At 74.4% G+C, this 25,922-nt stretch carries 23 protein-coding genes and 1 riboswitch; of the genes, 13 read left to right on the forward strand and 10 right to left on the reverse strand.

Going from position 1 to position 25,922, the window contains the following annotated elements; all coding sequences use genetic code 11:
• The first annotated feature begins 383 nt into the window (after positions 1–383).
• Positions 384–493, forward strand: a riboswitch (TPP riboswitch).
• The 7 genes from thiE (at position 488) to thiC (ending at position 6,412) form a co-directional block, all read left to right on the forward strand.
• Complete coding sequence (gene thiE, locus AWW66_RS02430; RefSeq protein WP_067359638.1) at positions 488–1,114, forward strand: thiamine phosphate synthase; 627 nt, start codon at positions 488–490, stop codon at positions 1,112–1,114. Its footprint overlaps the riboswitch before it by 6 nt.
• On the forward strand, positions 1,108–2,289 hold the full coding sequence (gene thiO / locus AWW66_RS02435; RefSeq protein ID WP_211271817.1) for a glycine oxidase ThiO: 1,182 nt from the start codon (positions 1,108–1,110) through the stop codon (positions 2,287–2,289). Before thiE ends, thiO begins: the two co-directional genes overlap by 7 nt.
• The gene (gene thiS, locus AWW66_RS02440; RefSeq protein ID WP_067359640.1) at positions 2,280–2,480 is read left to right on the forward strand and encodes a sulfur carrier protein ThiS; all 201 of its coding nucleotides are present in this window, start codon (positions 2,280–2,282) and stop codon (positions 2,478–2,480) included. The genes thiO and thiS overlap by 10 nt, the downstream gene beginning before the upstream one ends.
• A gap of 38 nt (positions 2,481–2,518) precedes the next feature.
• Positions 2,519–3,277 carry a thiazole synthase gene (locus AWW66_RS02445; RefSeq protein ID WP_157527088.1) on the forward strand — a complete coding sequence of 253 codons (759 nt, stop codon included), beginning with the start codon at positions 2,519–2,521 and terminating at the stop codon, positions 3,275–3,277.
• A gap of 5 nt (positions 3,278–3,282) precedes the next feature.
• On the forward strand, positions 3,283–3,987 hold the full coding sequence (locus AWW66_RS02450) for a thiamine phosphate synthase (RefSeq protein WP_083978164.1): 705 nt from the start codon (positions 3,283–3,285) through the stop codon (positions 3,985–3,987).
• The gene (thiD, locus tag AWW66_RS02455) at positions 3,984–4,802 is read left to right on the forward strand and encodes a bifunctional hydroxymethylpyrimidine kinase/phosphomethylpyrimidine kinase (RefSeq protein WP_067359641.1); all 819 of its coding nucleotides are present in this window, start codon (positions 3,984–3,986) and stop codon (positions 4,800–4,802) included. The genes AWW66_RS02450 and thiD overlap by 4 nt, the downstream gene beginning before the upstream one ends.
• Positions 4,803–4,819: 17 nt before the next feature.
• Positions 4,820–6,412 (forward strand): phosphomethylpyrimidine synthase ThiC, encoded by a 1,593-nt coding sequence (gene thiC / locus AWW66_RS02460; RefSeq protein WP_067359642.1) that lies wholly within the window; start codon positions 4,820–4,822, stop codon positions 6,410–6,412.
• 93 nt (positions 6,413–6,505) lie between these two features.
• Here the strand turns inward: thiC and AWW66_RS02465 are convergent, their stop codons facing one another.
• From AWW66_RS02465 to AWW66_RS02475, 4 genes are all read right to left on the reverse strand, one after another.
• Complete coding sequence (locus AWW66_RS02465; protein WP_067359643.1) at positions 6,506–8,728, reverse strand: chromosomal replication initiator protein DnaA; 2,223 nt, start codon at positions 8,726–8,728, stop codon at positions 6,506–6,508.
• Between the two features lie 76 nt (positions 8,729–8,804).
• Positions 8,805–8,942, reverse strand: a complete 138-nt coding sequence (locus tag AWW66_RS34195) for a hypothetical protein (RefSeq protein WP_169807046.1) — start codon at positions 8,940–8,942, stop codon at positions 8,805–8,807.
• 24 nt (positions 8,943–8,966) lie between these two features.
• Positions 8,967–9,917 carry an LLM class F420-dependent oxidoreductase gene (locus AWW66_RS02470; RefSeq protein WP_067359644.1) on the reverse strand — a complete coding sequence of 317 codons (951 nt, stop codon included), beginning with the start codon at positions 9,915–9,917 and terminating at the stop codon, positions 8,967–8,969.
• A 4-nt stretch (positions 9,918–9,921) separates the two neighbouring features.
• Positions 9,922–10,743, reverse strand: a complete 822-nt coding sequence (locus tag AWW66_RS02475) for an ABC transporter ATP-binding protein (RefSeq protein WP_067359645.1) — start codon at positions 10,741–10,743, stop codon at positions 9,922–9,924.
• A gap of 280 nt (positions 10,744–11,023) precedes the next feature.
• Here AWW66_RS02475 and AWW66_RS02480 point away from each other — a divergent pair, with 280 nt between their 5' ends.
• A complete protein-coding gene (locus AWW66_RS02480; RefSeq protein ID WP_067359646.1) occupies positions 11,024–12,055 on the forward strand; it encodes an ABC transporter substrate-binding protein in 1,032 nt (343 codons plus the stop codon).
• A gap of 101 nt (positions 12,056–12,156) precedes the next feature.
• Positions 12,157–13,014, forward strand: a complete 858-nt coding sequence (locus AWW66_RS02485; protein WP_067359647.1) for an ABC transporter permease — start codon at positions 12,157–12,159, stop codon at positions 13,012–13,014.
• Positions 13,015–13,198: 184 nt separating this feature from the next.
• Here the strand turns inward: AWW66_RS02485 and AWW66_RS02490 are convergent, their stop codons facing one another.
• The gene (locus tag AWW66_RS02490; protein WP_067359648.1) at positions 13,199–14,383 is read right to left on the reverse strand and encodes an ABC transporter substrate-binding protein; all 1,185 of its coding nucleotides are present in this window, start codon (positions 14,381–14,383) and stop codon (positions 13,199–13,201) included.
• Between the two features lie 452 nt (positions 14,384–14,835).
• On the opposite strand from AWW66_RS02490, the gene AWW66_RS02495 reads away from it, so the two are divergent.
• The 4 genes from AWW66_RS02495 (at position 14,836) to AWW66_RS02510 (ending at position 19,426) form a co-directional block, all read left to right on the forward strand.
• Positions 14,836–17,931, forward strand: coding sequence for a sensor histidine kinase (locus AWW66_RS02495; RefSeq protein ID WP_067359649.1), 3,096 nt, complete (start codon positions 14,836–14,838; stop codon positions 17,929–17,931).
• Positions 17,928–18,335, forward strand: a complete 408-nt coding sequence (locus tag AWW66_RS02500) for a roadblock/LC7 domain-containing protein (protein WP_067359650.1) — start codon at positions 17,928–17,930, stop codon at positions 18,333–18,335. The genes AWW66_RS02495 and AWW66_RS02500 overlap by 4 nt, the downstream gene beginning before the upstream one ends.
• 121 nt (positions 18,336–18,456) lie before the next feature.
• Positions 18,457–18,822: a DUF742 domain-containing protein gene (locus AWW66_RS02505; protein WP_067359651.1), complete on the forward strand. Its 366-nt coding sequence runs from the start codon at positions 18,457–18,459 to the stop codon at positions 18,820–18,822.
• A complete protein-coding gene (locus AWW66_RS02510) occupies positions 18,803–19,426 on the forward strand; it encodes a GTP-binding protein (protein ID WP_067359652.1) in 624 nt (207 codons plus the stop codon). The genes AWW66_RS02505 and AWW66_RS02510 overlap by 20 nt, the downstream gene beginning before the upstream one ends.
• Before the next feature lie 208 nt (positions 19,427–19,634).
• On the opposite strand, the gene AWW66_RS02515 is transcribed toward AWW66_RS02510, so the two are convergent.
• From AWW66_RS02515 to AWW66_RS02535, 5 genes are all read right to left on the reverse strand, one after another.
• Positions 19,635–20,723, reverse strand: coding sequence for a uroporphyrinogen-III synthase (locus AWW66_RS02515; RefSeq protein WP_067359653.1), 1,089 nt, complete (start codon positions 20,721–20,723; stop codon positions 19,635–19,637).
• Positions 20,724–21,071: a nitrite reductase small subunit NirD gene (gene nirD, locus AWW66_RS02520; protein WP_067359654.1), complete on the reverse strand. Its 348-nt coding sequence runs from the start codon at positions 21,069–21,071 to the stop codon at positions 20,724–20,726.
• Entirely contained in the window at positions 21,068–23,641 is a 2,574-nt protein-coding gene (gene nirB / locus AWW66_RS02525) for a nitrite reductase large subunit NirB (RefSeq protein ID WP_067359655.1), read from the reverse strand. The genes nirD and nirB overlap by 4 nt, the downstream gene beginning before the upstream one ends.
• The gene (locus AWW66_RS02530; RefSeq protein WP_067359656.1) at positions 23,638–25,074 is read right to left on the reverse strand and encodes an FAD-dependent oxidoreductase; all 1,437 of its coding nucleotides are present in this window, start codon (positions 25,072–25,074) and stop codon (positions 23,638–23,640) included. The genes nirB and AWW66_RS02530 overlap by 4 nt, the downstream gene beginning before the upstream one ends.
• A gap of 169 nt (positions 25,075–25,243) precedes the next feature.
• A partial coding sequence (locus AWW66_RS02535; RefSeq protein ID WP_245647841.1) for a molybdopterin oxidoreductase family protein occupies positions 25,244–25,922 on the reverse strand: 679 nt, incomplete at its 5' end.

The following is a 25,922-nucleotide window of genomic DNA, read 5'->3' on the forward strand; positions in this document are numbered from 1 at the left end:
TACAGGGGCGGCTCGCCGAAGACCGCCCCGATATCGACTCGGACACACACTGACCAGGAGACGCCGATCCCCCGGCAGTATTCTGTCGAACCAATAAACAAATTAGGGCGAATATGTGAGTGTCCGGCAAGATGCGGAGCGGTAACGGTTCTGTAACGCCACCCCGCAATAGGTGCGAGCCCCCCAAACCGGAACCCCAGAGGCCCCCACCCGCCCCCTGCTCCGCCCCGTCCCCTCTTTCGGCGCGCATGCGGTCGCGGCCCGGCACATGCCGCCCATGCCGCGTCACGGGGGCCTGAACTGCAAGATCGCGGTGGATGGACGGGGTGGGGCGGGGGAGAGCGGGGGTTGGCGGATCGGGGGATTCGTCGTACGGTGGCACGCAACCAACCCACGGGAGCCCGGTGCACCGGGCTGAGAGGGGGGCTAGGAGCCCCCGACCGTCGAACCTGATCCGGGTAATGCCGGCGCAGGGAGGAGAGTTGCCGTGCCGTCCCTGGGACGACTGCATCTGGTCACCGACACCCGACCCGGGCGGGATCCGCTCGCCGTGGTCCGGGCCGCCCTCGGCGTCGCCGGCCCCGACCTGGTCGTCCAGGTACGCGTCGAGGACGCCGCCACCGACCGCGAGGCGTACGACCTGGCCGGGCGGATCGTCGCGCTCTGCGCCCCGTACCGGGCCACCTGCCTGGTCAACGACCGGCTGCACGTGGCGCTCGCGGTCCGCGCCGACGGCGGGCACGTCGGCGCGGACGACCTGCCCGTGGACGCCGCCCGCCGGGTGCTCGGCCCGGACGCGGTGCTCGGCGCCACCGCCCGGGAGCCGGTGGCCGCCCGTGCCGCCGTCGACGCCGGGGCCGGGTACCTGGGCGTCGGGCCGTGCCACCACACCTCGACCAAGGACGGCCTGCCCGACCCGATCGGCCCGGCCGGAATCCGCGCGGTGGTCGACGCGGTCGACGTACCGGTGATCGCCATCGGCGGGGTGACCGCGGCGACCGTGCCGGCGCTGCGCGCCGCCGGGGCGTACGGGGTGGCGGTGGTCGGCGCGCTCTCCACCGCCGCCGATCCGGCGCGGGCCACTGCGGAGCTGCTCCGGGAGCTGACGTGTTAGCAGGGGGCCCCTTTACTACCGAAAGCGTTAACAGGGGGCCCTTCCTTGCGCCGGAGGTGGCGGTGGTGGGGGGCGGGGTGATCGGGCTGGCGATCGCCTGGCGGTGCGCGCGACGGGGGCTGCGGGTCGTCGTGCACGATCCGGCTCCCGGGTCGGGCGCGTCGGGCGTCGCCGCCGGGATGCTCTCCCCGGTCGTCGAGGCGCACTTCGGCGAGGACGAGCTGCCCGGGCTGCTGGCCGACTCGGCCGCCCGCTGGCCGGGGTTCGCCGCCGAGCTGACCGAGGCCGCCGGCACGCCGATCGGGTACCGCACCGACGGCACCCTGGTCGTCGGGCTGACCGGCGACGACCTGGCCGAGGCGCGTCGACTTTGGACGTACCAGCAGGGGCTGGGGCTGCCGATCACGCCGCTGCGGCCGTCGCAGGTGCGCGACCGCGAACCGGCGCTCACCCTGCGGCTGCGCGGCGGCGCGTTCGCCGCCACCGACCACCAGGTCGACCCGCGCCGGCTGGTCACGGCGCTGCGCACGGCCGCCGAGCGGGCCGGCGCGCGGCTGGTCGACACCCCGGTCACCGACCTGTCCGAGGTGGTCGCCCCGGTCACCGTGGTGGCGGCCGGCTGCGGCGCCGCCGCCCTCACCGGGCTGCCGGTGCGGCCGGTGAAGGGGCAGATCCTCCGGCTCCGCGCGCCCGACGGCGGTCCGCCGGGCTTCCGCCACGTCATCCGGGGGTACGCCGACGGTGAGCCGGTCTACCTGGTACCCCGCGCCGACGGGGAGGTGGTGGTCGGCGCGACCGTCGAGGAGCGCTCGGACACCGCCGTCTCCGCCGGTGCCGTGCTGCGGTTGCTGCGCGCCGCCGTCGACCTGGTCCCCGACCTGGCCGAGTACGACCTGGTCGAGACGGTCGCCGGGCTGCGCCCGGGTACGCCGGACAACGCCCCGGTCCTCGGCCCGCTGCCCGGCCGCCCCGGCGTCGTCGTCGCCACCGGGCACCACCGGCACGGCATCGTGCTCGCCCCGGTCACCGCCGACCTGATCGCCGACCTGGTGGTGACCGGCACCCCCGATCCGCTCCTGGCCCCCTTCGGCGCCGACCGCTTCACCTGCGGCGCGGCCCGGCCGGGAAGCACGGGTCGCAGCAAGCAGTCGATCGAGGAGGACGGGTGGACGTGACGGTGAACGGTGTCGAACGGACGGTCGCCGCCGGGGCGAGCGTGGCCGACCTGGTCCGGGAGGTCACCCCGCAGCAGCGCGGGGTGGCCGTCGCGGTCAACGGCGAGGTGGTGCCCCGGACCGGCTGGCCGGCCACCGCGCTGCGGCCGGGGGACCGGGTCGAGGTGCTCAGCGCCGCGCAGGGCGGGTGACCGCGGTGACCACCACGAGCCCCGACGCCGGCTTCACCGTGGGCGGGGAGAGGTTCGGGTCCCGGCTGATCCTCGGCACCGGTGGGGCGGCCAACCTGCACGTGCTGGAGCAGGCCGTCCGGGCCTCCGGCACCGGGCTGGTCACCCTGGCGCTGCGCCGGGTGGACACCGCGCCGGGGACCTCCGGCGGCCTGCTGGACCTGCTGGACCGGTGCGGCGTCCGGCTGCTGCCGAACACCGCCGGCTGCTACACCGCCGCCGAGGCGGTCAAGGTGGCCCACCTGGCCCGGGACGCCTTCGGCACGGACTGGGTCAAGCTGGAGGTGATCGGCGACGAGCGGACGCTGCTGCCCGACGGGGTGGAACTGCTCCGCGCCGCCGAGGAGCTGGTCGCGGACGGGTTCACCGTGCTGCCGTACACCAGCGACGATCCGGTGCTGGCCCGCCGGCTGGCCGACGTGGGCTGCGCGGCGGTGATGCCGGCCGGTGCCCCGATCGGGTCCGGGCTGGGCATCGGCAACCCGCACCACATCCGGCTGATCCGGCAGAGCGTCGAGGTGCCGGTGATCCTCGACGCCGGCATCGGTACCGCCTCGGACGCGGCGCTGGCCATGGAGCTCGGCTGCGACGCGGTGCTGCTGGCCAGCGCGGTCACCCGGGCCGTGGACCCGGTGGCGATGGCCACCGCCATGCGGTACGCGGTCGAGGCCGGGCGGCTGGCGTACGGCGCGGGCCGGATCGCCCGCCGGTTCCACGCCCTCGCCTCCACTCCGGACGAGGGCAGGCCGGACCTGTGACCACCGTGGTACCGGCCGGGGTGGTGGTGCTCACCGACCGGCGGACGGCGCGGCTGCCGCTGGACCGGGTGGTGGCGCAGGCGGTGGCCGGTGGGGTGCGCTGGGTGGTGCTGCGGGAGCGGGACCTGCCCCACGCCGAGCGGGCCGCCCTCGCCGCCGACCTGCGCGCGATCCTCGCCGACGTCGGCGGCACGCTCGTCGTCGCCGGGCCGGACCCGCTCGGTGGGGACGCCGTGCACCTGCCCGCCGCCGGCCCGTACCCGCCGCCGGTGCAGCGGCTCGTCGGCCGCTCCTGTCACGACGCGGCCGAGCTGGGGCGGCTCACCACGGAGGACTACGTCACCCTCTCGCCGGTCTGGCCCACCCGCAGCAAACCCGGCCACGGCCCACCCCTGCACCCGACGGGCCTGGCCGAGCTGGTCCGGCGCAGCCCGGTACCGGCCCTGGCGCTCGGTGGGGTGACCACGCCCGAGCAGGTGACGGCCTGCGTCGGAACGGGCGCGGCGGGGGTGGCGGTGCTCGGCGCGGTGATGCGCGCCGGTGACCCGGGCGAGGTGGCCGCCGCGCTCACCGCCGCCGCGCTTTCCGCCGCCGGGACGGCCGGTCGGACCTGTCACGGGGAGGTCCGGCCGGCGCCCCCGGCGACGTACCAGCCGACACCGGGCGGACCGGAGCCGTACCAGGCGACACCGAGCGGAGGAGAACAGTGACCCCCACGACCGTGCTCACCATCGCCGGCTCGGACTCCGGCGGCGGCGCCGGCATCCAGGCCGACCTGAAGGTCTTCGGCGCCCTCGGGGCGTACGGGACCAGCGTGCTGACTGCGGTCACCGCGCAGAACACCCGGGGCGTCGGCGCGGTGCTGGCGCTGCCCCCGCGCACCGTCACCGAGCAGCTCGACGCGGTGCTGGCCGACTTCGCCGTCCGGGCGGTGAAGACCGGGGTGCTCGGTACCCCCGCCGTCGCCGACGCGATCGCCGAGGTGGCGAAGGCGGGGCGGTTGCCGCACCTGGTGGTCGACCCGGTGCTGGTGGCGACCAGCGGGCACCCGCTGGGCGTGGTGGCCGCGGTCGAGCGGCTGCTGCCGTACGCCGAGGTGGCCACGCCGAACTGCGCGGAGGCCGCCGCCCTCACCGGACGCCCGGTGACCACGGTCGAGGAGATGGTCGCGGCGGCCGAGACGCTCGCCGCCGCCGGTCCCGCGCACGTGGTGGTGACCGGCGGCGACGTCGACGCGGACGGCGAGTCGGTCGACGTGCTGGCCGGCGGCGGCCGGACCGTCCTGCTGCGCGGGCCCCGGGTGGCGACCCGCAACAACCACGGCACCGGTTGCTCGTTCTCGGCGGCGGTCGCGGTCCGGCTGGCCCTCGGCGACCCGGTGCCGGTGGCGGTCGACACCGCCAAGAAGTACGTCGCCCGCGCGCTGACCGGCGGGCGGGACTGGAAGCTGGGCGCGGGAGCCGGCCCGCTGGACCACTTCGGCTGGTCGCCGGAGCGGGCGGTCCCGTCGCCGCGTCCCGCGTGATCGACAGGGAGGCTGTCATGCAGGCACGTCGCAAGGTGTACGTCGAGGGTTCCCGGCCGGACGTCCGGGTGCCCTTCGCCGAGGTGGACCTGACCGGGGACAACCCGCCGGTCCGGCTGTACGACACCTCGGGGCCGGGCTCCGACCCGGAGGTGGGGCTGCCGGCGCTGCGCGGTCCGTGGATCGCCGAGCGGGGGGACGTCGCCCCGGTACGCGGGGCGGGCACCCCGCTGGCGGGTACCGACGGGAGGCGGCCCACCCAGCTCGCGTACGCGCGGGCCGGGGTCGTCACCCCGGAGATGGAGTTCGTGGCGATCCGGGAGCAGATGACGCCGGAGTTCGTCCGGGACGAGATCGCCGCCGGCCGGGCGGTGCTGCCGCTCAACGTCAACCACCCCGAGTGCGAGCCGGCGATCATCGGCAAGGCGTTCCTGGTGAAGGTCAACGCCAACATCGGCACCTCGGCGGTGACCTCCTCGGTCGCCGAGGAGGTGGAGAAGCTGACCTGGGCCACCCGCTGGGGCGCGGACACCGTGATGGACCTGTCCACCGGCAAGCGGATCCACGAGACCCGCGAGGCGATCGTGCGCAACTCGCCGGTGCCGATCGGCACGGTGCCGATCTACCAGGCGCTGGAGAAGGTCGGCGGCGACCCGGTGAAGCTGAGCTGGGAGGTGTTCCGCCAGACCGTGATCGAGCAGGCCGAGCAGGGCGTGGACTACATGACGGTGCACGCCGGGGTGCTGCTGCCGTACGTGCCGCTGGCCGTGGACCGGGTCACCGGGATCGTCTCCCGGGGCGGCTCGATCATGGCGGCCTGGTGCCTGGCGCACCACGAGGAGAACTTCCTCTACACCAACTTCCGGGAGCTCTGCGAGATCCTGGCCCGCTACGACGTGACCTTCTCCCTCGGTGACGGGCTGCGGCCGGGGTCCATCGCGGACGCCAACGACGAGGCCCAGTTCGCCGAGCTGCGGACCCTGGGCGAGCTGACCAGCATCGCCTGGGAGTACGACGTGCAGGTGATGATCGAGGGCCCGGGGCACGTGCCGATGCACAAGATCAAGGAGAACGTGGACCTCCAGCAGGAGTGGTGCCACGAGGCCCCGTTCTACACGCTCGGCCCGCTGACCACCGACATCGCGCCCGCGTACGACCACATCACCTCGGCGATCGGGGCGGCGATGATCGGCATGTTCGGCACCGCGATGCTCTGCTACGTCACGCCGAAGGAGCACCTCGGGCTGCCGGACCGGGACGACGTGAAGGCCGGCGTGATCGCGTACAAGATCGCGGCGCACGCGGCCGACCTGGCCAAGGGTCACCCCGGGGCGCAGGCCCGGGACGACGCGCTGTCCAAGGCGCGGTTCGAGTTCCGCTGGGAGGACCAGTTCAACCTGTCGCTGGACCCGGAGACGGCCCGCTCGTACCACGACGCGACGCTGCCCGCCGAGCCGGCGAAGACGGCCCACTTCTGCTCGATGTGCGGGCCGAAGTTCTGCTCCATGAAGATCACCCAGGAGCTGAAGGAGTACGCGGCGCGGGGGATGCGGGAGAAGTCGGCGGAGTTCGTCTCGGCCGGCGGCCGGGTCTACCTACCCCAGGCCTGACCGCGCATGGCGGGCCTGACCGCGTGCCCGGCGGGCCGCCCGTCCGGCGGGGCCGGTTCGGCGGTGCCGAGCTGACAGCGGGCAGTGGTCAGGTCAGTCGCGGTGGTGCCGGCCGGGGGAGCGCAGCGACCGGGGGCCGACCTCCTGCTCCGGGCCGGGCCGGCCCAGCCCGGTGACCCAGTCGACGTACTCCTCGTCGTGCTCCGGCACCGGCTCCGAGCGTTCGCGTCCCCGGTCGGTCGCGGCGGGGTCGTCCTGCTCGGGCCGGTTCCGGTTGCGCCGGAACAGGCCACGCCGGAGGGTGAACCGGCCGGCGCCCGCCTCGGCGGTGGGCGTCCGGTCGGGCTCCCCCGGGGCGTCGGCCCCGGTGGCCGCCTCCGTGGTCGCGGCCGGCTCCGGCTGGTCGTCCTCGTCCCAGGCGGGCTCCGGGTCGGTGCGGCGGGGCGGGGCGAAGGCGTTCCAACTCGGCACGTTGGCGAGGTCGGGCAGCGGGAGCCGGTCGTGCCGGGGCGGCGCGGGCTCGGGGATGGCGGCGCCGATCCCGGCGCCGTAGGGCCCGCCGTCCCCGACCGTCCCCCTCTCCGGTACGTCGAACCGGACCGCACCGGCCTCGGCGGCGGTGCCGCCCACCGTCGCCCCGCCCGAACCCGGAACCTCGGACCCCGCGCCGCTGTAGGTCGCGCCGCCCGAACCCGGAACCTCGGACGTCGCGCCGCTGTAGGTCGCGCCGCCGTGCGTCACGCTGTCGGGGCGCGGCTCGTCGGGCGTCGTGCCGCCCGGGACCGTGGCGCTGCCCGGGGTCGTGAGGCTGGGCGAGGCTGTGAGGCTGGGCGGTGCCGTGGCGCTGGGCGTCGTGCTGTCCGGCGACATGGCCGGCGGGGCCGTGGTTGCCGGGGCCGTCATCGCCGGGGCCGTGGTGGCGGGCGTCGTGCCGTCCTCGGTCGGCGGGGCGGTGGTGGCGGGGTAGGGGGCCGGGGCCGGGGCGACCGGGGCGGGCCGGGTGCCGGGGGTGGGCCGTGGCGTGGGAGTGTCCGTGCTGGTCACCGGCCACTCCCAGTGCGCGGGCGGGGGCACCGGGGGCCCGCTGGACCCGTCCGCCAGTGGTACCCCGCCCGTGGCGTCCTCGCCCGTCCCTGCCCGGTCCACCTGCGCGCCACCCACGAGACCCCCGCCGACCTCTCCTCCGGTGACCGGTACCGCGTCCACCGGCTCGCCTCCGACCGATTCCCCACCCACCGGCCCGGTGCCGGCCGTCCCGGCCGGGGACGGCGCACCGTCCGCCGACCGGTCGGTGGTCCCGACGCCGCCCTCGCCGGGCAGCCCGGTTCCGGAGGGCAGGGGGAGGAGAATATCGCTCGGTTCGACGGCCCGGACGGTCCGGGCGGGGGTGGCCGGGGGTGCGGTGGCCGTCCCCCGGCCGGTCACCGTCCGGGCGACCGACGGCCAGCCGGCACCGGTGGGCCAGCCGGGAACCGGCCACCGCCAGACGGTGGCGGCGGTGGCACCGAGCGCGCCGGTGGCGACCGCGATCAGGGCGCCGGCGTACGGGGCCGCCTGGTAGCGGTCCACTCCGGTGCCGGGACCGGCGGCCAGGTACGTGAACGCGAAAAGCGCCGGGCCGGCCACCCCGGACACGCCGGTGACCACGGGCGGGTGGCCGTGCCGGCGGGCCAGGGCACCGGTGACCGCACCGGCGATCAGGGCCACGAGGGGCAGGAGGAGCACGGCCAGGCGCTGGGCGACGTCGGGGTCGAGCCAGGCCGGCTCCAGCACCCCGAGCCGTACCGTGGGCAGCGGACCGGTGCCGAGGATCGACGGCGTGACCGAGAGCAGCGCGAGCAGCCAGCCGGTGCCGGCGAGCAGCGCGACGTTCCAGCCCAGCGGCGGGTACAGCGGTACGGCGAGCGCGGCACCGGCCCCGACCACCGCGCCGAGCAGGGCGCAGAGCGCGACGGCCCAGACCGGGTCGACCGCGCCGAGGTCCGCCGCACGGGCCGGGCGCATGCACAGCGGTGCCACGACGGTCGCGCCGAGGCCGGCGGCACCGGCGACCGCGAGCTGCACCGCCGGGCCGACCGGCAGCCGGTCGCGGTGCGCCAGCCGGTCGGCCACCACGGCCCCGGTGGTGGCGGCGACCGCCGCGAACCAGCCCGCCCAGACGAGTTGGGCCGGCCAGCGGTCGGCCGCCGCACCGGTGTAGTCGCCGGTGAAACGGAGGATGCCGAACGCGTAGCCGATGCCGAGTTGACCGGCGCCGGCCAGCGCACTCACCCCGAGTGCGGTGGGCAACAACCGGCCCCAGGTCCGAAACGCCATGTCCGGCACGTTACGGCCCGATGCATCCGATCGCCACCTTCGCCCAGCGTGCCGCGGCGACGCGCCCTCGGCGGGTCTACGTGAGGTCCTCCAGGCGGGCGAAATATGTCGTGTCCCCGACACCGGTGCGCCGGAGGTGCCAGACCCGGTCGTTCTCGTCGACGGTCTCCTGGCCCACCGGGCCGGGTTCGAGGTCCTGGCTGATGCCGGTCACCTGGTCCCGGTCACCTGGTCCCGGTCACCTGGTCCCGGTCACCTGGGGGAGCACCTCGCTGGCGATGAGTTCCAGGTGGTCGAGGTCGGCGAGGTCGATCAGGCGCAGGTGCACCCGGGTGGTGCCGATCGCGGCGAACTCGCCGAGCCGGTCGACCAGTTGCGCGGGGGAGCCGACCACCGGATCCTCCGGCGGCAGCGCGGTCTTGGCGTGCAGCGGAGCGGCCCGCCGCTGCGACTCGGCGTCGGTGCGCCCGATGGCGACCACGACGCCGGCGGAGAGCACCAGCGGGGCGCGGTCGGAGTCGGTGCGGCCGAACCGGTCGCAGGCTTCCAGCACCCGGTCGTACATGTCGGCGGTGTCGGCGACGGTCCGGAACGGCATGTTGAACTCGTCGGCGAACCGGGCGGCCAGTTCCGGGGTGCGCTTCGGCCCGCTGCCGCCGATGATGATCGGCGGTCCGGGCACCTGCACCGGCTTCGGCAGGGCGGGAGAGTCCCGCAGTTCGTAGTGGTCGCCGACGTAGGTGAAGGTCCCGCCCGGCGGGGTACGCCACAGCCCGGTGATCACCTCAAGTTGCTCGGAGAGCCGGTCGAAGCGCTCACCGACGGCCGGGAACGGGATGCCGTACGAGGCGTGCTCCCGCTCGTACCAGCCGGCGCCGATGCCCAGGTCGACCCGGCCGCCGCTCATCTGGTCGACCTGGGCCACCAGCACCGCGAGCGGGCCGGGCAGCCGGAAGGTGGCCGAGGTGACCAGCGTGCCGAGCCGGATCCGGCTGGTCTCCCGGGCCAGCGCGGCCAGGGTGAGCCAGGCGTCGGTCGGGCCGGGCAGGCCCGGATCGGTGCCCAGCGCCTGGTAGTGGTCGGCCCGGAGGAAGCCCTCGAACCCGCCCGCCTCGGCGAGCCGGGCGAAGCGCAACTGGTCGTCGTAGGTCGCGCCGCGGTGCGGCTCGGTGAAGACGGTCAGCCGCATGGCGTCATGCCCCCAGGCCTGTGGCTGTCAGGGCGCCGACGCCGGCGCCGACCGGCTCGGGGGCGTCCGGCGCGTGCCGCTCCATCAACAGTTCGTGCAGGTCCGCGCTGACCCTGGCGACGTCGGCCAGGTGCGCGTTGCGGCCCAGCGAGCGCGGCCGGGGGATGTCCACCTCGACCACCTTGCGGATCCGGCCGGGGCGGGGGCTGAGCACCACCACCCGGTCGGCCAGCAGCACCGCCTCGTCGATCGAGTGGGTGACGAAGACGATCGTCGCCTTGGTCTCCATGTGCACCCGCTGCAACTCCCCGGACAGTTCCTCGCGGGTGAGCGCGTCGAGCGCGGAGAACGGCTCGTCCATCAGCATCACCCGGGGCTCGCCGATCAGCGACCGGCACAGCGACACCCGCTGCTGCATGCCGCCGGAGAGCTCGTGCGGCAGGCGCTTCTCGAAGCCGGCCAGCCCGGCCATGTCGAGCAGCCGCCGGGCCCGGTCGCGGTACTTCGCCCGGCTCCAGCCGAAGACCTCCACCGGCAGCAGGACGTTGTCCAGGACCGTGCGCCAGGGCAGCAGCGCCGGCTTCTGGAACAGCATGGCGATGTCCCGGCGCGGCTTGGTGATCGGGGTGCCGCCTACAGTGATCTCGCCGCCGGTCGCCGGCAGGAGGCCGGCGACCATCCGGAGCAGAGTGGACTTGCCGCAACCGGAGCGGCCGAGCACGGCGACGAACTCGCCCTCGGCGACGTGCAGGTCGATGCCGCGCAGGGCTTCGACGTGGCCGGTGCGTCCGTGGAAGGTTCGGGAAACCCCAGAAAGTCGGATCATCCCCGGCTCGCCTCCTTGAGCTGCCATGAGCTGCGATGTTCTCGGGTTGGGCCAGGGTAGCGAAGGAGTGTTCACTACGAACAGTCCGGGGTGGATTTCTGTTTGTTTTCGTTCCGCAACGTGATGTGACTGGTGACCATCAGGTACAAGTCTCGTACGCTGTGCCCGCGAAGAATCCCCTCCTACGGTGGCGCCGATCTCCCCCTGGATCGGCGTCGGCGCAGTTCGACGACCCTCCCGGGTGGCTGAAGCCCCCGGTGGGAAAGGACATGGTGCACTGATGAGAAGGCTGACCCGTACGGTCGCCGCTGCCACGCTGGCCACCGCCCTCGCCCTGGTGACCGCGTGCAGCAGCGGTTCGGACGATGCCGAACAGTCAGCAGGAGGTAACGGTGGGTCACTGGAGAAGGTGACCTACCTCACCTCTTTCGGCAACTTCGGTCGTGACGCGTACGCGTGGGTGGCAAAGGACAAGGGCTTCTTCAAGGAGGCCGGCTTCGACGTCGAGATCCAGCCCGGTCAGGGCACCAACGGCGTGATCCAGGCCGTCGTCAGCGGCAAGGCCCACTTCGGACCGATCGACCTCACCGGTGGTCTGCTCCAGGTCGGCAACGGCCAGGCCAAGGACTTCACCGTGGTCGCCGCGATCCACCAGCGGACCATGGCCGGCATCGCCACGGTGGAGGGCAAGGGCATCGCCACGCCCAAGGACCTGGAGGGCAAGAAGCTCGCCGACGCCCCGGGCTCCGTGGTGCGCAACCTCTTCCCGACGTACGCGCGGATGGCCGGCATCGACGCCAGCAAGGTGCAGTGGGTCAACGGCAACCCGCAGGAGCTGATCGGCATCCTCGCCGCCGGCAGCGTCGACGGCATCGGCCAGTTCGTCGTCGGCCAGCCGACGATCGAGACGGTCGCCAAGAAGAAGGCCGTCATGCTGCCGTACAGCAACGTGATGCAGGACCTCTACGGCAACGCGCTGATCACCTCCAGCAAGCTCGCCAAGGAAGACCCGGAGATGGTCAAGCGGTTCAGCGCCGCGCTGCTCAAGGGTCTGGAGTACGCCCTGGCCCACCCGCAGGAGGCCGGGGACATCCTGAAGAAGAACGTCGAGGCCAGCGTGCCGGCGGCAGCCGCCGCCGAGCTGTCGCTCATGGCCGGGTACGTCCGGTCGAACAACACCGGTACCGCGCTCGGCACCCTGGACAACGGCCGGGTCGCCAAGAGCATCGCGATCCTGCAGGGCGCCGGCGCCCTCGACCAGAACATCACTCCGGACCAGATCATCGACTTCAGCCTGACGCCGAAGGCCTGATCGGACCGTCCGTCACACGGGGGTACGTCCCCGCCGGTGCTTCCGGCGAGGCGTACCCCCCTGTCGTCGGCCGCGACGGCCGGCACGTTGAGGAGGACAAGATGACTGACGTCCGGGTACCGGCGGTGCCGACACCGCCGGTCGGAGCGGACGACCCGGCGGCCGGCGGGCCGACCGGAACCGGCGCGGCGATCCGCGCCCAGGCCCCGGCGCTGCTGCTGCCCGGGGCCGGTTTGCTGGTCGCCTTCGTGGTCTGGTGGGCGACCGCCTGGCTGGAGCTGGTGCACCCGGCGGCGCTGCCCACCCCCGGCTCGGTGCTGACCGCGTTCGTCGAGAAGCCGGCGCAGATGCTCGAACACACCTGGGTCACCACCCAGGAGATCCTGCTCGGCTTCGCCCTCTCGGCGGCGGCCGGCATCCTGATCGGGCTGTCGCTGGCCGCCTCCCGCACCGTGGAGCGGATGTTCACCCCGCTGCTGGTCGCGATCAACGCGGTACCGAAGATCACCCTCGGGCCGCTGCTGGTGGTGGCGCTCGGCTGGGGTCAGACGCCGATCCTCACGATGGTGTTCCTGCTCTGCTTCTTCCCGATCGTGCTCTCCACCGCCACCGGGCTCACCACCACCCCCGCCGACCTGGCCGAGCTGGTCCGGTCCTGGAACGCCTCCTGGTGGCAGGCGTTCCGCAAGGTCCGGTTCCCGGCCGCGCTGCCGCAGATCTTCGTCGGGCTGAAGGTCGCCATGCCGCTGGCCGCGATCGGCGCGGTGATCGGGGAGTTCCAGGCCGGTGAGGACGGCCTGGGTTACGTCATCCAGCAGTACGCCGGCATCGGCGACACCGCCACGTCGTGGGCGGCCATCATCCTGGTCGCGCTGGTGAGCATCCTGCTCTACTCGGCGCTGATGCTCGCGGAGCGGATCGCGCTGCCCTGGGTGCGGGAGACCACCTCGAACCGCTGACCGCCGCGGACCGTTGCGGCCCGGACGGTTGGCGGCCCGGACCGTCGGTGGTCTGGACCGTCGGCGACTTGGACCATTGGCGGCCCGGACCGTCGGTGGCGCGGACCGCCCGGCCGGGCGGTCCGCCGACCGGAAGCTGGCCGGCCTCCCGAGCGGGGGGCCGGCCAGCCGGGTCGGTCGGGCGTCAGCCGGCCAGCCGCCAGCGACCGCCCCGGGCGACCAGGGTGGTGAGCGCCTGGGGCATCAGCCCGGAGTGGTTGTCCGGCGTCATCCGGATCGGGCCGGACAGCCCGTCCATCTGCGAGGTCTCCAGGACGTCCCGGATGCCGTCGCGGGCCGCCTGCCGGCCCGCCCCGTCGCCGCGCCGCAGCTCGGCGTCCGCGATGAGCTGCACGGCGTCCGCCGCGAACGAGGAGAGGCCGTGGTACCCGCCGAAGCGTGCGGTGTAGTCCTGGAACCACTGCCGCCGGGCCGCCTTGGCCGGCGTCGTGGCGATCACGTCGTCGATCGCCATGGTCTGGGTGAACACCAGGGTCGCCCGGCTGCTGGCCCGCGCCGACGTGCCGAGGAAGAGGTCACCGCCGGCCGCCGCGTCGAAGTAGAGGTTGCCCTCGAAACCGGCCTGCGCGGCGCTGTTCGAGACGAGGGTCGCCTGCTCCGGCGAGGTCCACACGATCAGCGCGTCCGGGTCGCGGCCGACCAGTTGCTGGACCGGCTGGGCGAGGTCGGTGACGGTGCTGCGGACGGCGGTGCTGCGGACCAGCGTGACGTTGGCCTTGACGAACTCGCTGCGCAGCGCGGCGAGCCCTTCCCGGCCGTAGTCGTCGTCGCTGTACAGCACCGCGACCCGGCGGATGCCCGCGCGGCCCAGCTCGGTGACGAGCACGCCGGCGCTGTCCGCCGCGGTCGGAGCGAGCTGGAACACGTACCGGCGCTCGGCCACCGGGTTGCTGATGTCGCCGGCCGGGGCGAGGGCGATGGTGGGTACCCGCCGCTCGTTGATGGTCCGGACCGCGCCGACCGCGCACTCGTTGCAGCCACCCATGATGATGGCGCTGACCGCGTCGTCGTTGCCGAAGTCACCGACGTTGCGCAGCGACTCGGCGGCGTCCGAGCGGTTGTCCTTCACTCGCAGCTGAACCTGCCGGGCGCCCAGCGCGCCGGAGGCGTTGAGCTGCTCGACCTTCAGTTCCAGTGCGCGTTGGTACGCCTTGCCGACCGGCGCGGCGGCACCGGAGAGTTCCAGGTCCGCGGCGATGACGATCGGACTCGTGTCCTGCTCCTCCGCGCCGAACTGGCAGCCGGTGAGCGTGGTGGCCACCAGGGCCGATGCGAGCGCCGCGATGGTCGCGGAGCGGATGGGGGTCAACTCAGTCCTCCAGGATGCGGCCCGGGGTTGGTGCCCGGTCACCGCCGGTTCTGCCGTCCTCATTGCAGGATCGGCAATCGTGTGCCGTACGGTGTGCGCGAAGCCTGCAAAACCTTGCCAATGCCGGGCCCTGCGGTCAAGCGCGGGGGTGCCGGTAGGCGTTTCGGGACGACCGTCCCACATGTTGGGGACACGGGGTGTTCACAAACGCTCACTTTGCAGATTCATCCGACCACTCTGGATTACGTGCCCTGGTCAGGGGCGGTAGAGAATTGGCGGTATCAGGTGATCGGTGCGTGTGTCGGGCCGGGCCCGACCGTTCTCTTTCGCACGGCGGCTTCCCAAAACGGATCTTCTCTGATGAAATCGCGGCCGTGCCGCGCGCTGCGCTGTCCGTTGCACGAGGCGCGGGTCGGCGGGTCAGGCGTGGAAGAAACGACGGAGGCGATGTCGTGAGCACCGGACCTACGACCCTGCCCGAGAGCGGCGAGACCAGGAAGCGTGGCCTTCGTGGACGACTGCCCCGGCTGCGGGACGCCCGGATCCGGTCCAAGCTGGCGTTGATCCTGGTCGTTCCGGTGGCGGCGGTGATCGCGCTGGCCACGATCCGACTGATCTCGACCGGTGAGGGCGCCGTCGAGGCCACCCGGATCCGGGCCCTCACCGCGCTCTCCCTCGACGTCTCGGCGCTCACCCAGGACCTGCACCGGGAGCGGATGACCGCGGCGGCGTACCTGGCCGCGCCGGGCCGCTCGGCCGACGACTACAACCTGCGGGTACGGCGTACCGACGAGCGGATCGCCGACTACCGCGAGGAGCGGGGCCGCCTCGGTGACGTGCCGAACGCCGTCCGTACCCGGCTCGACGTCATCGACACCCACCTGGAGACGCTGAACAACACCCGGCAGGAGGTGCTGGACCGGCGTCAGATGCCGGTCGCGGCGGCGGCGCTGCGGTACGGCGTCATCCTCAACGACCTCGTCTCCTACGGCGACGTGCTGGCCCAGCTCCCCGGTGAGGAGCGCCTGGCGGAGAGCCGGCGCGCGGTCGCCGCGTTCAGCCGCGCGAAGGGCGCCGTCGCCGAGGAGGAGGCGGTCGCCTACACCGCGCTCGTCGGCGGACGGCTCGACGAGGAGCAGTTCTCCTCCTTCGTCGCCACGCTGACCAGCCAGCAGGAGGCACTGCTCGCCTTCTCCCTCGCCGCCGACCCGGCCCAGCGCGCGTTGGTGGAGAACTCGGTCTCCGGTGACGCGGTGGGTCTGGCCGACCGGGTGTCCTCCGACATCACCCGTTCGGTCGGTCAGCGCAGCCCGCTGGTGAGCGCCGCGGACGCGGCCAACTCGATCGGCGCGGTCAACGACCTGATGCGGTGGGCCGAGGTGCGGCTCCAGGAGAGCCTGCTCGCCGACGTGGAGGCGGCCCGGTCGGCCGTCATCCGGCAGGCCATCGTCGAGTCGGTGCTGGTCCTGCTCACGCTCATCATCGCCATCACCCTGGCCGTGGTGCTGGCCCGGTCGCTCAACCAGTCGCTGCGCCGGCTGCGGGAGGGCGCCCTGTCGGTGGCCAACCACGACCTGCCGGAGGCGGTGGCCCGGCTCCAGAACATCAACAACGTCGGCGACGGCGGTGTGGACGAGATCGTCCGGCAGGTACGGGACCCGATCAAGCTCAACAACCGCGACGAGGTGGGGCAGGTCGCCCTGGCCTTCAACGTGGTCCACCAGGAGGCGGTCCGGGTCGCCGCCGAGCAGGCCGCGCTGCGGACCAGCGTCTCGGCGATGTTCCTCAACCTGGCCCGGCGCAGTCAGACGCTGGTCGACCGGATGATCGGCGAGCTGGACGCGATCGAGCGCAGCGAGGAGGACCCGAAGCGGCTCGCCCGCCTCTTCGAGCTGGACCACCTGGCCACCCGAATGCGCCGTAACGACGAGAACCTGCTGGTCCTGGCCGGTGCGGACTCGGCGGTGCCCCGTCGCGACGACGCCCTGCTGGTCGACGTGCTGCGGGCCGCGCAGTCCGAGGTGGAGCAGTACAACCGGATCGAGTTCGGCACCGTCGACACCGACGTCTCCGTCGCCGCGCACGCCGTCAACGACGTGGTGCGGCTGGTCGCGGAGCTGCTGGACAACGCCACCCGGTTCTCCGCGCCGAACACCACCGTGGTGGCCGACGGCCGCCGGATCCGCGACTACGTGCTGATCCAGATCGAGGACCGGGGCCTCGGCCTCACCGACGAGCAGCTCGACTCGCTCAACCGGCGGCTGGCCGCCCCGTCGACCGTGGACGTCGCGGCGTTCCGGCTGATGGGCCTGGCCGTGGTGAGCCGGCTCGCCTCCCGGTACGCCATCCGGGTGGAGCTGCGCCGCAACGTGGAGGGCGGCACGGTGGCCCAGGTGACGCTGCCGGCCGCGACCGTGGTCCTGCCGACCCAGCGGGGTCGGGAGCAGATCGAGAGCCGGCCGCGTCAGCCGGTGGCCGAGCCGAGCCCGCTCACCCCGGCCGGTCTCGGCGACCCGCTCGCCGGTGGTGGCCGGACGGCCACCCTCACCGAGCAGTGGCGGACCAACACCACCACCACGCCCAGCTCGCCCGCCTGGTCGAGCCCGGTGGAGGCCCGCAACACCGCCCCGACGGTCCGGGCCGGCGGGGGTTCGCTGACCCCGACGAGCGCGCCCGACCCGACGCCGGTGGCCCCGGCCGAGCCGGCACCCACCTCCGGGCTGTCGGTGGGCTCGCCCACCGTCGCCTACCCCACCGTCGACCCGCTGCCCCGGCGGGCGCCGATCGACGAGCCGACCCGGCCGTCGACCCCGGCCCTGCCGCTGGGGCCGACCGCCGGCCTGCCGGCGGCCCCGGCTCCGGCCACCCCGCCGGCCCCGGCCGCACCCCCCGCCCCGACGTCGACCGCGGTGCCCTCCGCGCCCGTGATGGGGCGTCGGGACCAGCCCGCCGAGGCGCCGATATTCCGGGAGATGGAAGCGGTCTGGTTCCGGTCGCACGGCAACGACGAGACGGCCATCTTCACCCGGCCCCGCTTCGACCAGGAGCCGGGCGCCGGTACGCAGCAGTCGGCCGCCACCGCCTCGCCGGCCCGGCCGCCCCTGCCCACCCGGACCCCGGGCGCGGCTGCCACGCCACCGCCGGTGCAGGCACCACCCCCGTCGTACCCGCCGACCCCGGCCGCCCCGGCCGTACCGGTGTCACCCGCGCCGGCCGCCAGCGCCGCCCCGGCCCCGCCGACCCCGCCCCCCGCGGCCCCGGCGGTCGAGCCGGAGGCGTGGCGGACCGCAGCCGACGAGGGCTGGAACCGGGCCAGCCGGGCCGCCGAGCCGGCCGCCTCCGGGACCACCCGGTCCGGGCTGCCGAAGCGGGTACCGCAGGCCCAGCTCGTCCCCGGTGGGATCGAGCCCAAGGGCGGCCGGGACCGGAGCCGGCGGACGCCGGACGAGGTACGCGGCCTGCTCTCCGCGTACCATCGCGGCGTCCAGCGTGGACGGACGGCCGGGGCCGATCAGAACAGCACCTCGACCAAGGAGACGAGTCGATGAACAGGCCAGCGGCTATGCAGGACATGAGTTGGCTGCTCACCAACTTCGCCGACAGCGTGGCGGGCATCGCCCACGTGGTGGCGGTGTCCGCGGACGGGCTGCTGCTCGCCTCCTCGCGGGACCTGCCGGCGGACCGGGCGGACCAGCTCGCGGCGATCACCTCCGGCGTGGTCAGCCTCACCGAGGGCGCCGCCCGGATGTTCAGCGCGGGCGGCGTGCTCCAGACCGTGATCGAGATGGACAGCGGATACCTGTTCCTCATGTCGATCAGCGACGGCTCCTCGATGGCGGTGCTCGCCGCCCGTAGCTGTGACGTGGGCCAGGTCGGGTACGAGATGGCGCTGCTGGTCGAGCGGGTCGGCGCGGCACTGGTGCCGCTTCCCCGTGACGCAGTGCGGTCGTGACACGGCGGCCGGGCGTGGGGGCCCGGACGGTGCCGTCGCCGGCCGGCCCGGCGCCGTCGACCCGGCCGGGGCACAGGTGAACCGGTACCGGTCGGTGCCGGACGAGAGGAGGTGATCGCGGATGGACCAACGTCGCTCGGACCCGCGGGGTGCGCTGGTGCGCCCGTACGCGGTCACCCGCGGACGCACCGAGCCTCGCCAGGACATCGCTCTGGAGGCGGTGCTGACGGCCAGTCCGACCGCGGTCGCCGAATCGCGGTTCGCCGGGCACGACAAGCACCGGATCGCCTCGGTCTGTGAGGGGCGGGCGCAGTCGCTGGCGGAGATCGCCGCGTACACCCGGATGCCACTGGGCGTGGCCCGGGTGCTGGTCGCCGACATGGTGGCCGAGGGTCTGCTGACGCTACACACTGCCGCTCCCGCCGACGGGTACGAGGAGCGAATGGAAATCCTTGGAAGGGTGCTAAGTGGACTTCGCAGGCTATGACCCCGCCGGGGCCCGCCAGAACCGGGGAATCGTCTCGGCGAAGATCGTGGTCGCGGGTGGCTTCGGCGTGGGCAAGACGACCCTGGTCGGAGCGATCTCGGAGATCACTCCGCTGACCACCGAGGCGGTGATGACCGCCGCCGGCGTCGGGATCGACGATCCGTCCAAGGTGCCCGGCAAGGAGACCACCACGGTCGCCATGGACTTCGGCCGGATCACCATGGCCCAGGACCTGATCCTGTACCTGTTCGGTACGCCGGGTCAGACCCGCTTCTGGTTCATGTGGGACGAGATCATCCGGGGGGCGGTGGGTGCCGCCGTCCTGGTGGACACCCGGCGCATCACGGACGCCTTCGCCCCGCTGGACTACTTCGAGAACCGCCGGCTGCCGTACGTCGTGGCGCTCAACCACTTCGACGGCGCCTCGCAGTACGAGCTCGACGAGGTCCGCGAGGCGCTGGCCATCTCGCCCCAGGTACCCCTGGTCTGGACCGACGCCCGGCAGCGGGAGTCGGTCAAGCAGGTACTGGTGACCGTCGTCGAGCACGCCATGATGCGGCTGGAGGCCGAGCACGGCCGAGGCTTCCCCACCCCGGTCGGCTGACCGCCCCGTACCCCACCGCCCCTGCCGTCACACCCCCCGACGGCAGGGGCGGCCCCTACCACCCCCCGCCCCCTCCTCCCCTCCCCTCCACCCGCCCCGCCCCCGGTGATCATGGAGTTGGCGGCATCGGTGGAGATCGAGACTGCCGTCAAGTCCATGATCACCGGGGGCAGGGCAGGGCAGGGCGGGCAGGGGTGGGAGTGGGGGGTTAGTCGGTGCGGAGGCGGTAGCCGCGTTTGACGACGGTCTGGATCACGTGGGGGGCTTTCAGGCCGGCGCGGAGGCGGGCCACGGCCATCTCGACCGCGTGTTCGTCGGCGCCCCGGGGGAGGGTGCGCAGCAGGGCGGTCCGGGACATCACCCGGCCGGGGGAGCGGGCCAGCTCGCGCAGCACCGCCATCGGCGCCGGGGCGAGTGGACGCAGTTCCCCGTCCACCACGGCGGCGTGACCGCGCAGGGTGATCAGGTGACCGGCCGCCTTCAGGCTGATCGTCCGGCGGGGCAGCTCGTCGACGATGGTGCGGACCAGCGCGCCCAGCCGGGCCCGGGCCGGCGCGGCGACCGGCACTCCGCGTCGGCGCAGCGGCTCGGCGGTCACCGGCCCGACACAACTGGCCAGGACGTCCTCGCGCAGCGCCGACAGGAGCGTGTCGGTACGGTCCCCGGCCGCCCGCAGCAGCGACTCCGCCGCCGCCGCCGAGGTGAAGGTGACCGCGTCCACCAGCCGGCCGGCGACCAGGTCGATGAGCCGGTGCAGGGGCGCCGGGTCGCTCGGTGGGGCCCAGCGGTACACCGGGACCTCGATCACCGTCGCCCCGGCCGCCTCCAGCGCCAGGGTGCACTCCGGCTGCCGTTCACCGTGTAGCTGCATGGCGATGACCTGCCCGGCGACTCCCCGCCGCCGCAGGTGGTCGACCACCTCGTCGCAGCTCTCCGAGGCCGGTGACCACTGGTCGTGCAGCCCGGCGGCGCGGATCGCCCCGCGCGCCTTCGGCCCCCGGGCCACCACGTACGAGCGGGTCAGCACGGAGCGCAGCGGCTCGGCCAGCCCCCACCCCTCGGCCGCCTCCAGCCAGCCGCGCATCCCGATGCCGGTGTTCGCCATCAGGATGTCCGGCGGCCGGTCCAGGCAGGCCCGGGTCGCCTCGCGCAGCTCGGTGTCGTCCGCCAGCGGGACGATCCGCAGCGCCGGGGCAAGGACCACCCGGGCCCCACGCCGTTCCAGCAGCGCGGCGAGTTCGTCGCGCCGGCGGTCGGCGGTCACCCCGACGGTGAAGCCGGCCAGTTCGTCGCGCATTCATTCCTCCTGTCGCAGCCGCACCTCGACCAGCCCGTCCCGGCAGCGCACCTCGTGCCGGGACACGGAGACCCCCGGCAGGTCGAGACAGTCCCCGGTACGCAGGTCGTACACCTGCTTGTGCAGGGGTGAGGCCACGGTCGGCACACCGTTGCGGCTGCCGACGATGCCCCGGCTCAGCACGTACGCGCCGCTGACCGGGTCCTGGTTGTCGAGCGCGAAGAGGCCGTCGGCGGTCCGGAAGAGCGCCACCTGTACGCCGTCGACCAGCGCCGCGACGCCCCGGTCGGACTCCAGCCGGTCCAGCGGGCAGACCGTCGTCCAGTCCAGGACGGATGCCGTGGTCATCGCCGTACCTCCGGCATGCCGAGGGTGACGGGCTGCCGGCGGCCACCGACGGCGGCCGGCTCGCCCGCCCCGGCGGTACCGGGGCCGGCCGTGGTCGGGGGTGGCCCGCCGCGTACCGGCACCGGCTGGCCCCGGACCACCTCGAAGCTGATCGAGGGGTCGGGGACGTCCGGGGCGTTGACGAAGGAGGTGAAGCGGCGCAGCCGCTCCGGGTCGTCGAGGGTGTCCCGCCACTCGTCGGAGTAGGACCCGACGTGCCGGGCCATCGCCGCCTCCAACTCGGCGCAGAGCCCCAGCGAGTCCTCGACGAGCACCGCCCGCAGGTGGTCCAGGCCGCCGTCCATGGCCTCGATCCACGCCGAGGTGCGCTGCAACCGGTCGGCGGTGCGGACGTAGTACATCAGGAACCGGTCGACGAGCGAGATCAGTTCCTGGGTGGACAGGTCGGTGGCGAACAGCTCGGCGTGCCGGGGCCGGAAGCCGCCGTTGCCGCCGACGTAGAGGTTCCAGCCGGTCTCGGTGGCGATGACGCCGAAGTCCTTGCTGCGGGCCTCGGCGCACTCCCGGGCGCAGCCGGAGACCGCCGACTTCAGCTTGTGCGGGGCGCGCAGCCCCCGGTACCGCAGCTCCAGCGCCACGGCCAGGCCGACCGAGTCCTGCACCCCGTACCGGCACCAGGTGTCGCCGACGCAGGACTTCACCGTGCGCAGCGCCTTGCCGTACGCGTGCCCGGACTCGAACCCGGCGTCGACCAGCCGGCGCCAGATCAGCGGGAGCTGCTCCACCCGGGCCCCGAACAGGTCGATCCGCTGCCCTCCGGTGATCTTCGTGTAGAGGTTGAAGTCCCGGGCCACCTCGCCGATGACGATCAGCTTCTCCGGGGAGACCTCCCCGCCCGGGATCCGGGGCACCACCGAGTACGTGCCGTCGCGTTGCAGGTTCGCCAGGAAGTGGTCGTTGGTGTCCTGCAACGACGCCTGCTCGCCGTCGAGGACGTACCCGCTGCCGAGCGAGGCGAGGATCGAGGCGACCACGGGCTTGCAGATGTCGCAGCCGCGCCCCCGCCCGTGCTCCGCGATGAGCTGGGAGAAGGTGCGGATGCCCCGGACCCGGACGATGTCGAACAGCTCCTGCCGGCTGGCGTCGAAGTGCTCGCAGAGCGCGGTGGACTGGCGCACCCCGGCCGCGTCGAGCAACTGCTTGAGCATCGGCACGCAGGACCCGCAGCTCGTCCCGGCCCGGGTGCACGCCTTCAACGCCGGCACGTCGGCGCAGCCGCCGGCGATCGCCGCGTCGACGTCGTCCTTGGTCACCGCGTTGCAGGAGCAGACCTGCGCGGTGCCGGGCAGCGCCGCCGCGCCCGCGCCGCCGCCCGCGTCGGCCGGGGCGAGCAGCGCCAGCGGCGGACCGGGCAACGGCCCGCCGACACTGGCCCGCAGCGTCGGGTAGGCCGTCGCGTCCCCGACCAGCACCCCGCCGAGCAGGGTCCGCGCGTCGTCGGAGAGGACCAGCTTCGCGTACGTGCGGGTGGCCGGGTCGGTGAAGGTGACGTCCAGGCAGCCCTCGGTGGTGCCGTGCGCGTCACCGAAGGACGCCACGTCCACGCCGAGCAGCTTCAGCTTCGTCGCGGTGTCCGCCCCGGGGAAGGTGGCCGCCCCGCCGAGCAGCCGGTCGGCGACCACCTCGGCCATCGCGTACCCGGGGGCGACCAGGCCGTGGCAGACCCCGTCCACCGCCGCGCACTCGCCGACCGCCCAGATCCGCTCGTCCGCCGTCCGGCACCCGGCGTCGACCAGCACCCCGCCGCGCGGGCCGAGGTCGAGCCCGGCGGCGCGGGCCAGCTCGTCGCGGGGGCGGATGCCGGCGGCGACCACCACCACGTCCGCCTCGACCGCGGTACCGTCGCCGAGTTCCAGCGCGCGCACCGTGCCGTCCGGGCCGGGCCGCAGCGCCGTGGTCGCCACCCCCAGGTGGGTGGTCACCCCCAGCTCCTCCACGTACCGGCGCAGCATCGCGCCGCCGGCGGTGTCCACCTGCACCGGCATCAGCCGGGGCGCGAACTCCACCACGTGGGTGGCCAGCCCCAGCAGGCGCAGCGCGTTCGCCGCCTCCAGGCCGAGCAGCCCGCCACCGACCACCGCCCCGGTGCGCCGGCCGGCGGCGTGCGCCCGGATCGCGGCCAGGTCGTCCAGGGTGCGGTAGACGAAGACCCCCGGCAGGTCGGTGCCGGGCACCGGCGGCACGAACGGGTACGAGCCGGTGGCCAGCACCAGCGCGTCGTACGGGTACTCGCCGTGGGCCGTGGTGACCACCCGCCGGTCCCGGTCGAGCCCGGTGACCGCCTCGCCGAGGCGCAACTCCACCCCGTCGTCGGGGGTGTGCAGGTTCAGCTCCTCGGCGCTCACCCCGTCGAAGTACGCCGACAGCCGCACCCGGTCGTACGCCGGCCGCCGCTCCTCGCCGAGCACCGTGACCTGCCAGCGCTGCTCCGTGTCCCGGGCCCGTAGCGCCTCGACGAAGCGCTGCCCGACCATGCCGTTACCGACGACGACCAGCCGTCCGCCGTTCATCGCGTCACCTCCACCGAATCCGATTCGGAGAGCCAGTCGACGATCCCGGTCACCGCGTCCCGGCAGCTCCCGCAGCCGGTACCGGCCCGGGTCGCGGCGACCACCGCGTCCACCGACCTGGCCCCGTCCCGCCAGCAGCGCACCAGCGCGCCCTTGCTGACGTTGTTGCACTGGCACACCGTCGCCGCGTCCGGCATCAGCGCCGGGGTCTCGGTGGTCGCGGGGGCGGCGCCGCCGAGCGCCCGGCCGAGCAGCAGAGCCCGCCGGTCGGCCGGGACCGGGCTGCCCCGGTCGAAGAGCTGGATCACCGTGCCGACGGAGGGGTTGTCGCCGACCAGGATCGCGGCGGTCAGCCGTTCCCCGGCGATCCGCAGCCGGGCGTACGTGCCCCGGGCCGGGTCGGCGAAGGTCAGCTCCTCGCCCTCGCCGCCCGTCGGGTCGCCCATCGCGGCCAGGTCGATCCCGGCCGCCTTGAGCCGGGTCACCGGCGGCCGGGGCCGGTACCGGGCCGTCGGGTCCGCCCCGGTCAGCACCTGCGCCAGCACCCGGGCCTGCGCCCAGGCCGGCGCGACCAGCCCGCTGACCCCGTCGCCGTGCTGCGCGCAGTCGCCGATCGCCCAGATCCGCTCGTCACTGGTCCGCAGCCGGTCGTCCACCAGCACCCCCCGGTCCACCCGCAGCCCCGCGTCGGCGGCCAGCGCGGTGTCCGGGCGTACCCCGCAGGCGAGCACCAGCAGGTCGGCGGTGAGCGACCGGCCGTCGGCCAGGTCCAGGCGGACCCCGTCGCCGTCGGCCGCCACGGCGGTCGCCGCGACCGCGAGGTGGGCGGTCACGCCGAGCCCGGCCAGGGTCCCGGCGAGCACCGCGCCGGCCGCCGGGTCGAGTTGCCGTTCCATCAGGTACCCGCGCGGGTGCACCACCGCCACGTCGAGGCCCCGGCTGGCCAGCCCCCGGGCCGCCTCCAGCCCCAGCAGCCCGCCACCGAGCACCAGGGCCCGGCGGGCGCGGGCCGCCACGTCGAGGATCCGCCGGCAGTCGTCCAGGGTCCGGAACGGCACCACCCGCTCCGGCAGCGCGGCCGGGTCCAGGCCGGGCAGCGGCGGTACCCAGGCCCGGCTGCCGGTGGCCAGCACCAGGTGGTCGTACCCGATCTCCTCGCCGTCGGCCGTGCGGACCGTGCGGGCCGCCCGGTCGATGCCGGTCACCGCGACGCCGGTCCGCACGTCGACACCGTGCCCGGCGGCCTCGGTCAACTCCACGTCCGGCTCGTCGATCTTGCCGGCGAGCAGCGTGGACAGCATGATCCGGTTGTACGCCCGGTGCGGCTCCGCGCCGAGCACGGTGATCTTCCGGTCGCCCGGGTGCCCGAGCAGGTCGGCGGCGAGTCGCGCGCCGGCCATGCCGTGCCCGACGATCACGATCCGTTCGCTCACGACCGTCTCCCGTCGAACCTCGTCCGACCGCCGACCCGGCTTCCCGTTCCGGGTGGCCCGCCGGTCGCCGCCGTCGGCCGCCGGTCGGTCGTCGCGCCGAGCCGCCGGTCGGCCGTCGCGCTGAGCCGTCTGTCGGCCGTCGCGCCGGGTGCGTCGGTCACCGTGCCGGTCATGCCCGCTCCACCCGGACCGCGCAGATCTTGAACTCGGGCATCCGGGAGACCGGGTCCAGCGCGTCGTTGGTGACCGAATTCGCCCGGCCGGCCCCGGCCCAGTGGAACGGGGCGAAGAGGGTGTCCGGCCGGATCGTCGGGGTCACCCGGGCCGGGGCGCGCATCTCGCCCCGCCGGGAGACGACCCGCAGGTCGTCGCCGTCGGCGACGCCGAGCCGGGCCGCCAGGTCGGGGTGCAGCTCCACGAAGGGCTCCGGCGCCGTGCGGCGCAGCGCGGCGACCCGCCGGGTCTGCGTCCCGGACTGGTACTGGGCGAGGACCCGCCCGGTGGTCAGGTGCAGCGGGTACTCGGCGCAGACCTCCTCGGCGGCGGGCCGGTGGTCGACCGGGTGGAACCGGGCCCGTCCGTCGGGGGTGGCGAAGCGCTCCGCGAAGAGCCGGGGGGTGTCCGGGCCGTCCTCGTCCGGGCAGGGCCAGAAGACGCCGTCGGCGGCGTCGATCCGCTCCCAGGTCACCCCGGCGTAGTCGGCCGGCCCGCCGGCCGAGGCCCGCCGCAACTCCGCGAAGACCACCCGGGGATCCGCCGGGTCCACCTGCGCGGCTGTCGCCGTCGGTGCCGCCTGCTCGGCTGTCGCCTGCTCGGCTGTCGCCTGCTCGGCTGTCGCCTGCTCGGCT

This window comes from Micromonospora rosaria (assembly GCF_001567585.1).
Taxonomy (GTDB): Bacteria; Actinomycetota; Actinomycetes; order Mycobacteriales; family Micromonosporaceae; genus Micromonospora; species Micromonospora rosaria.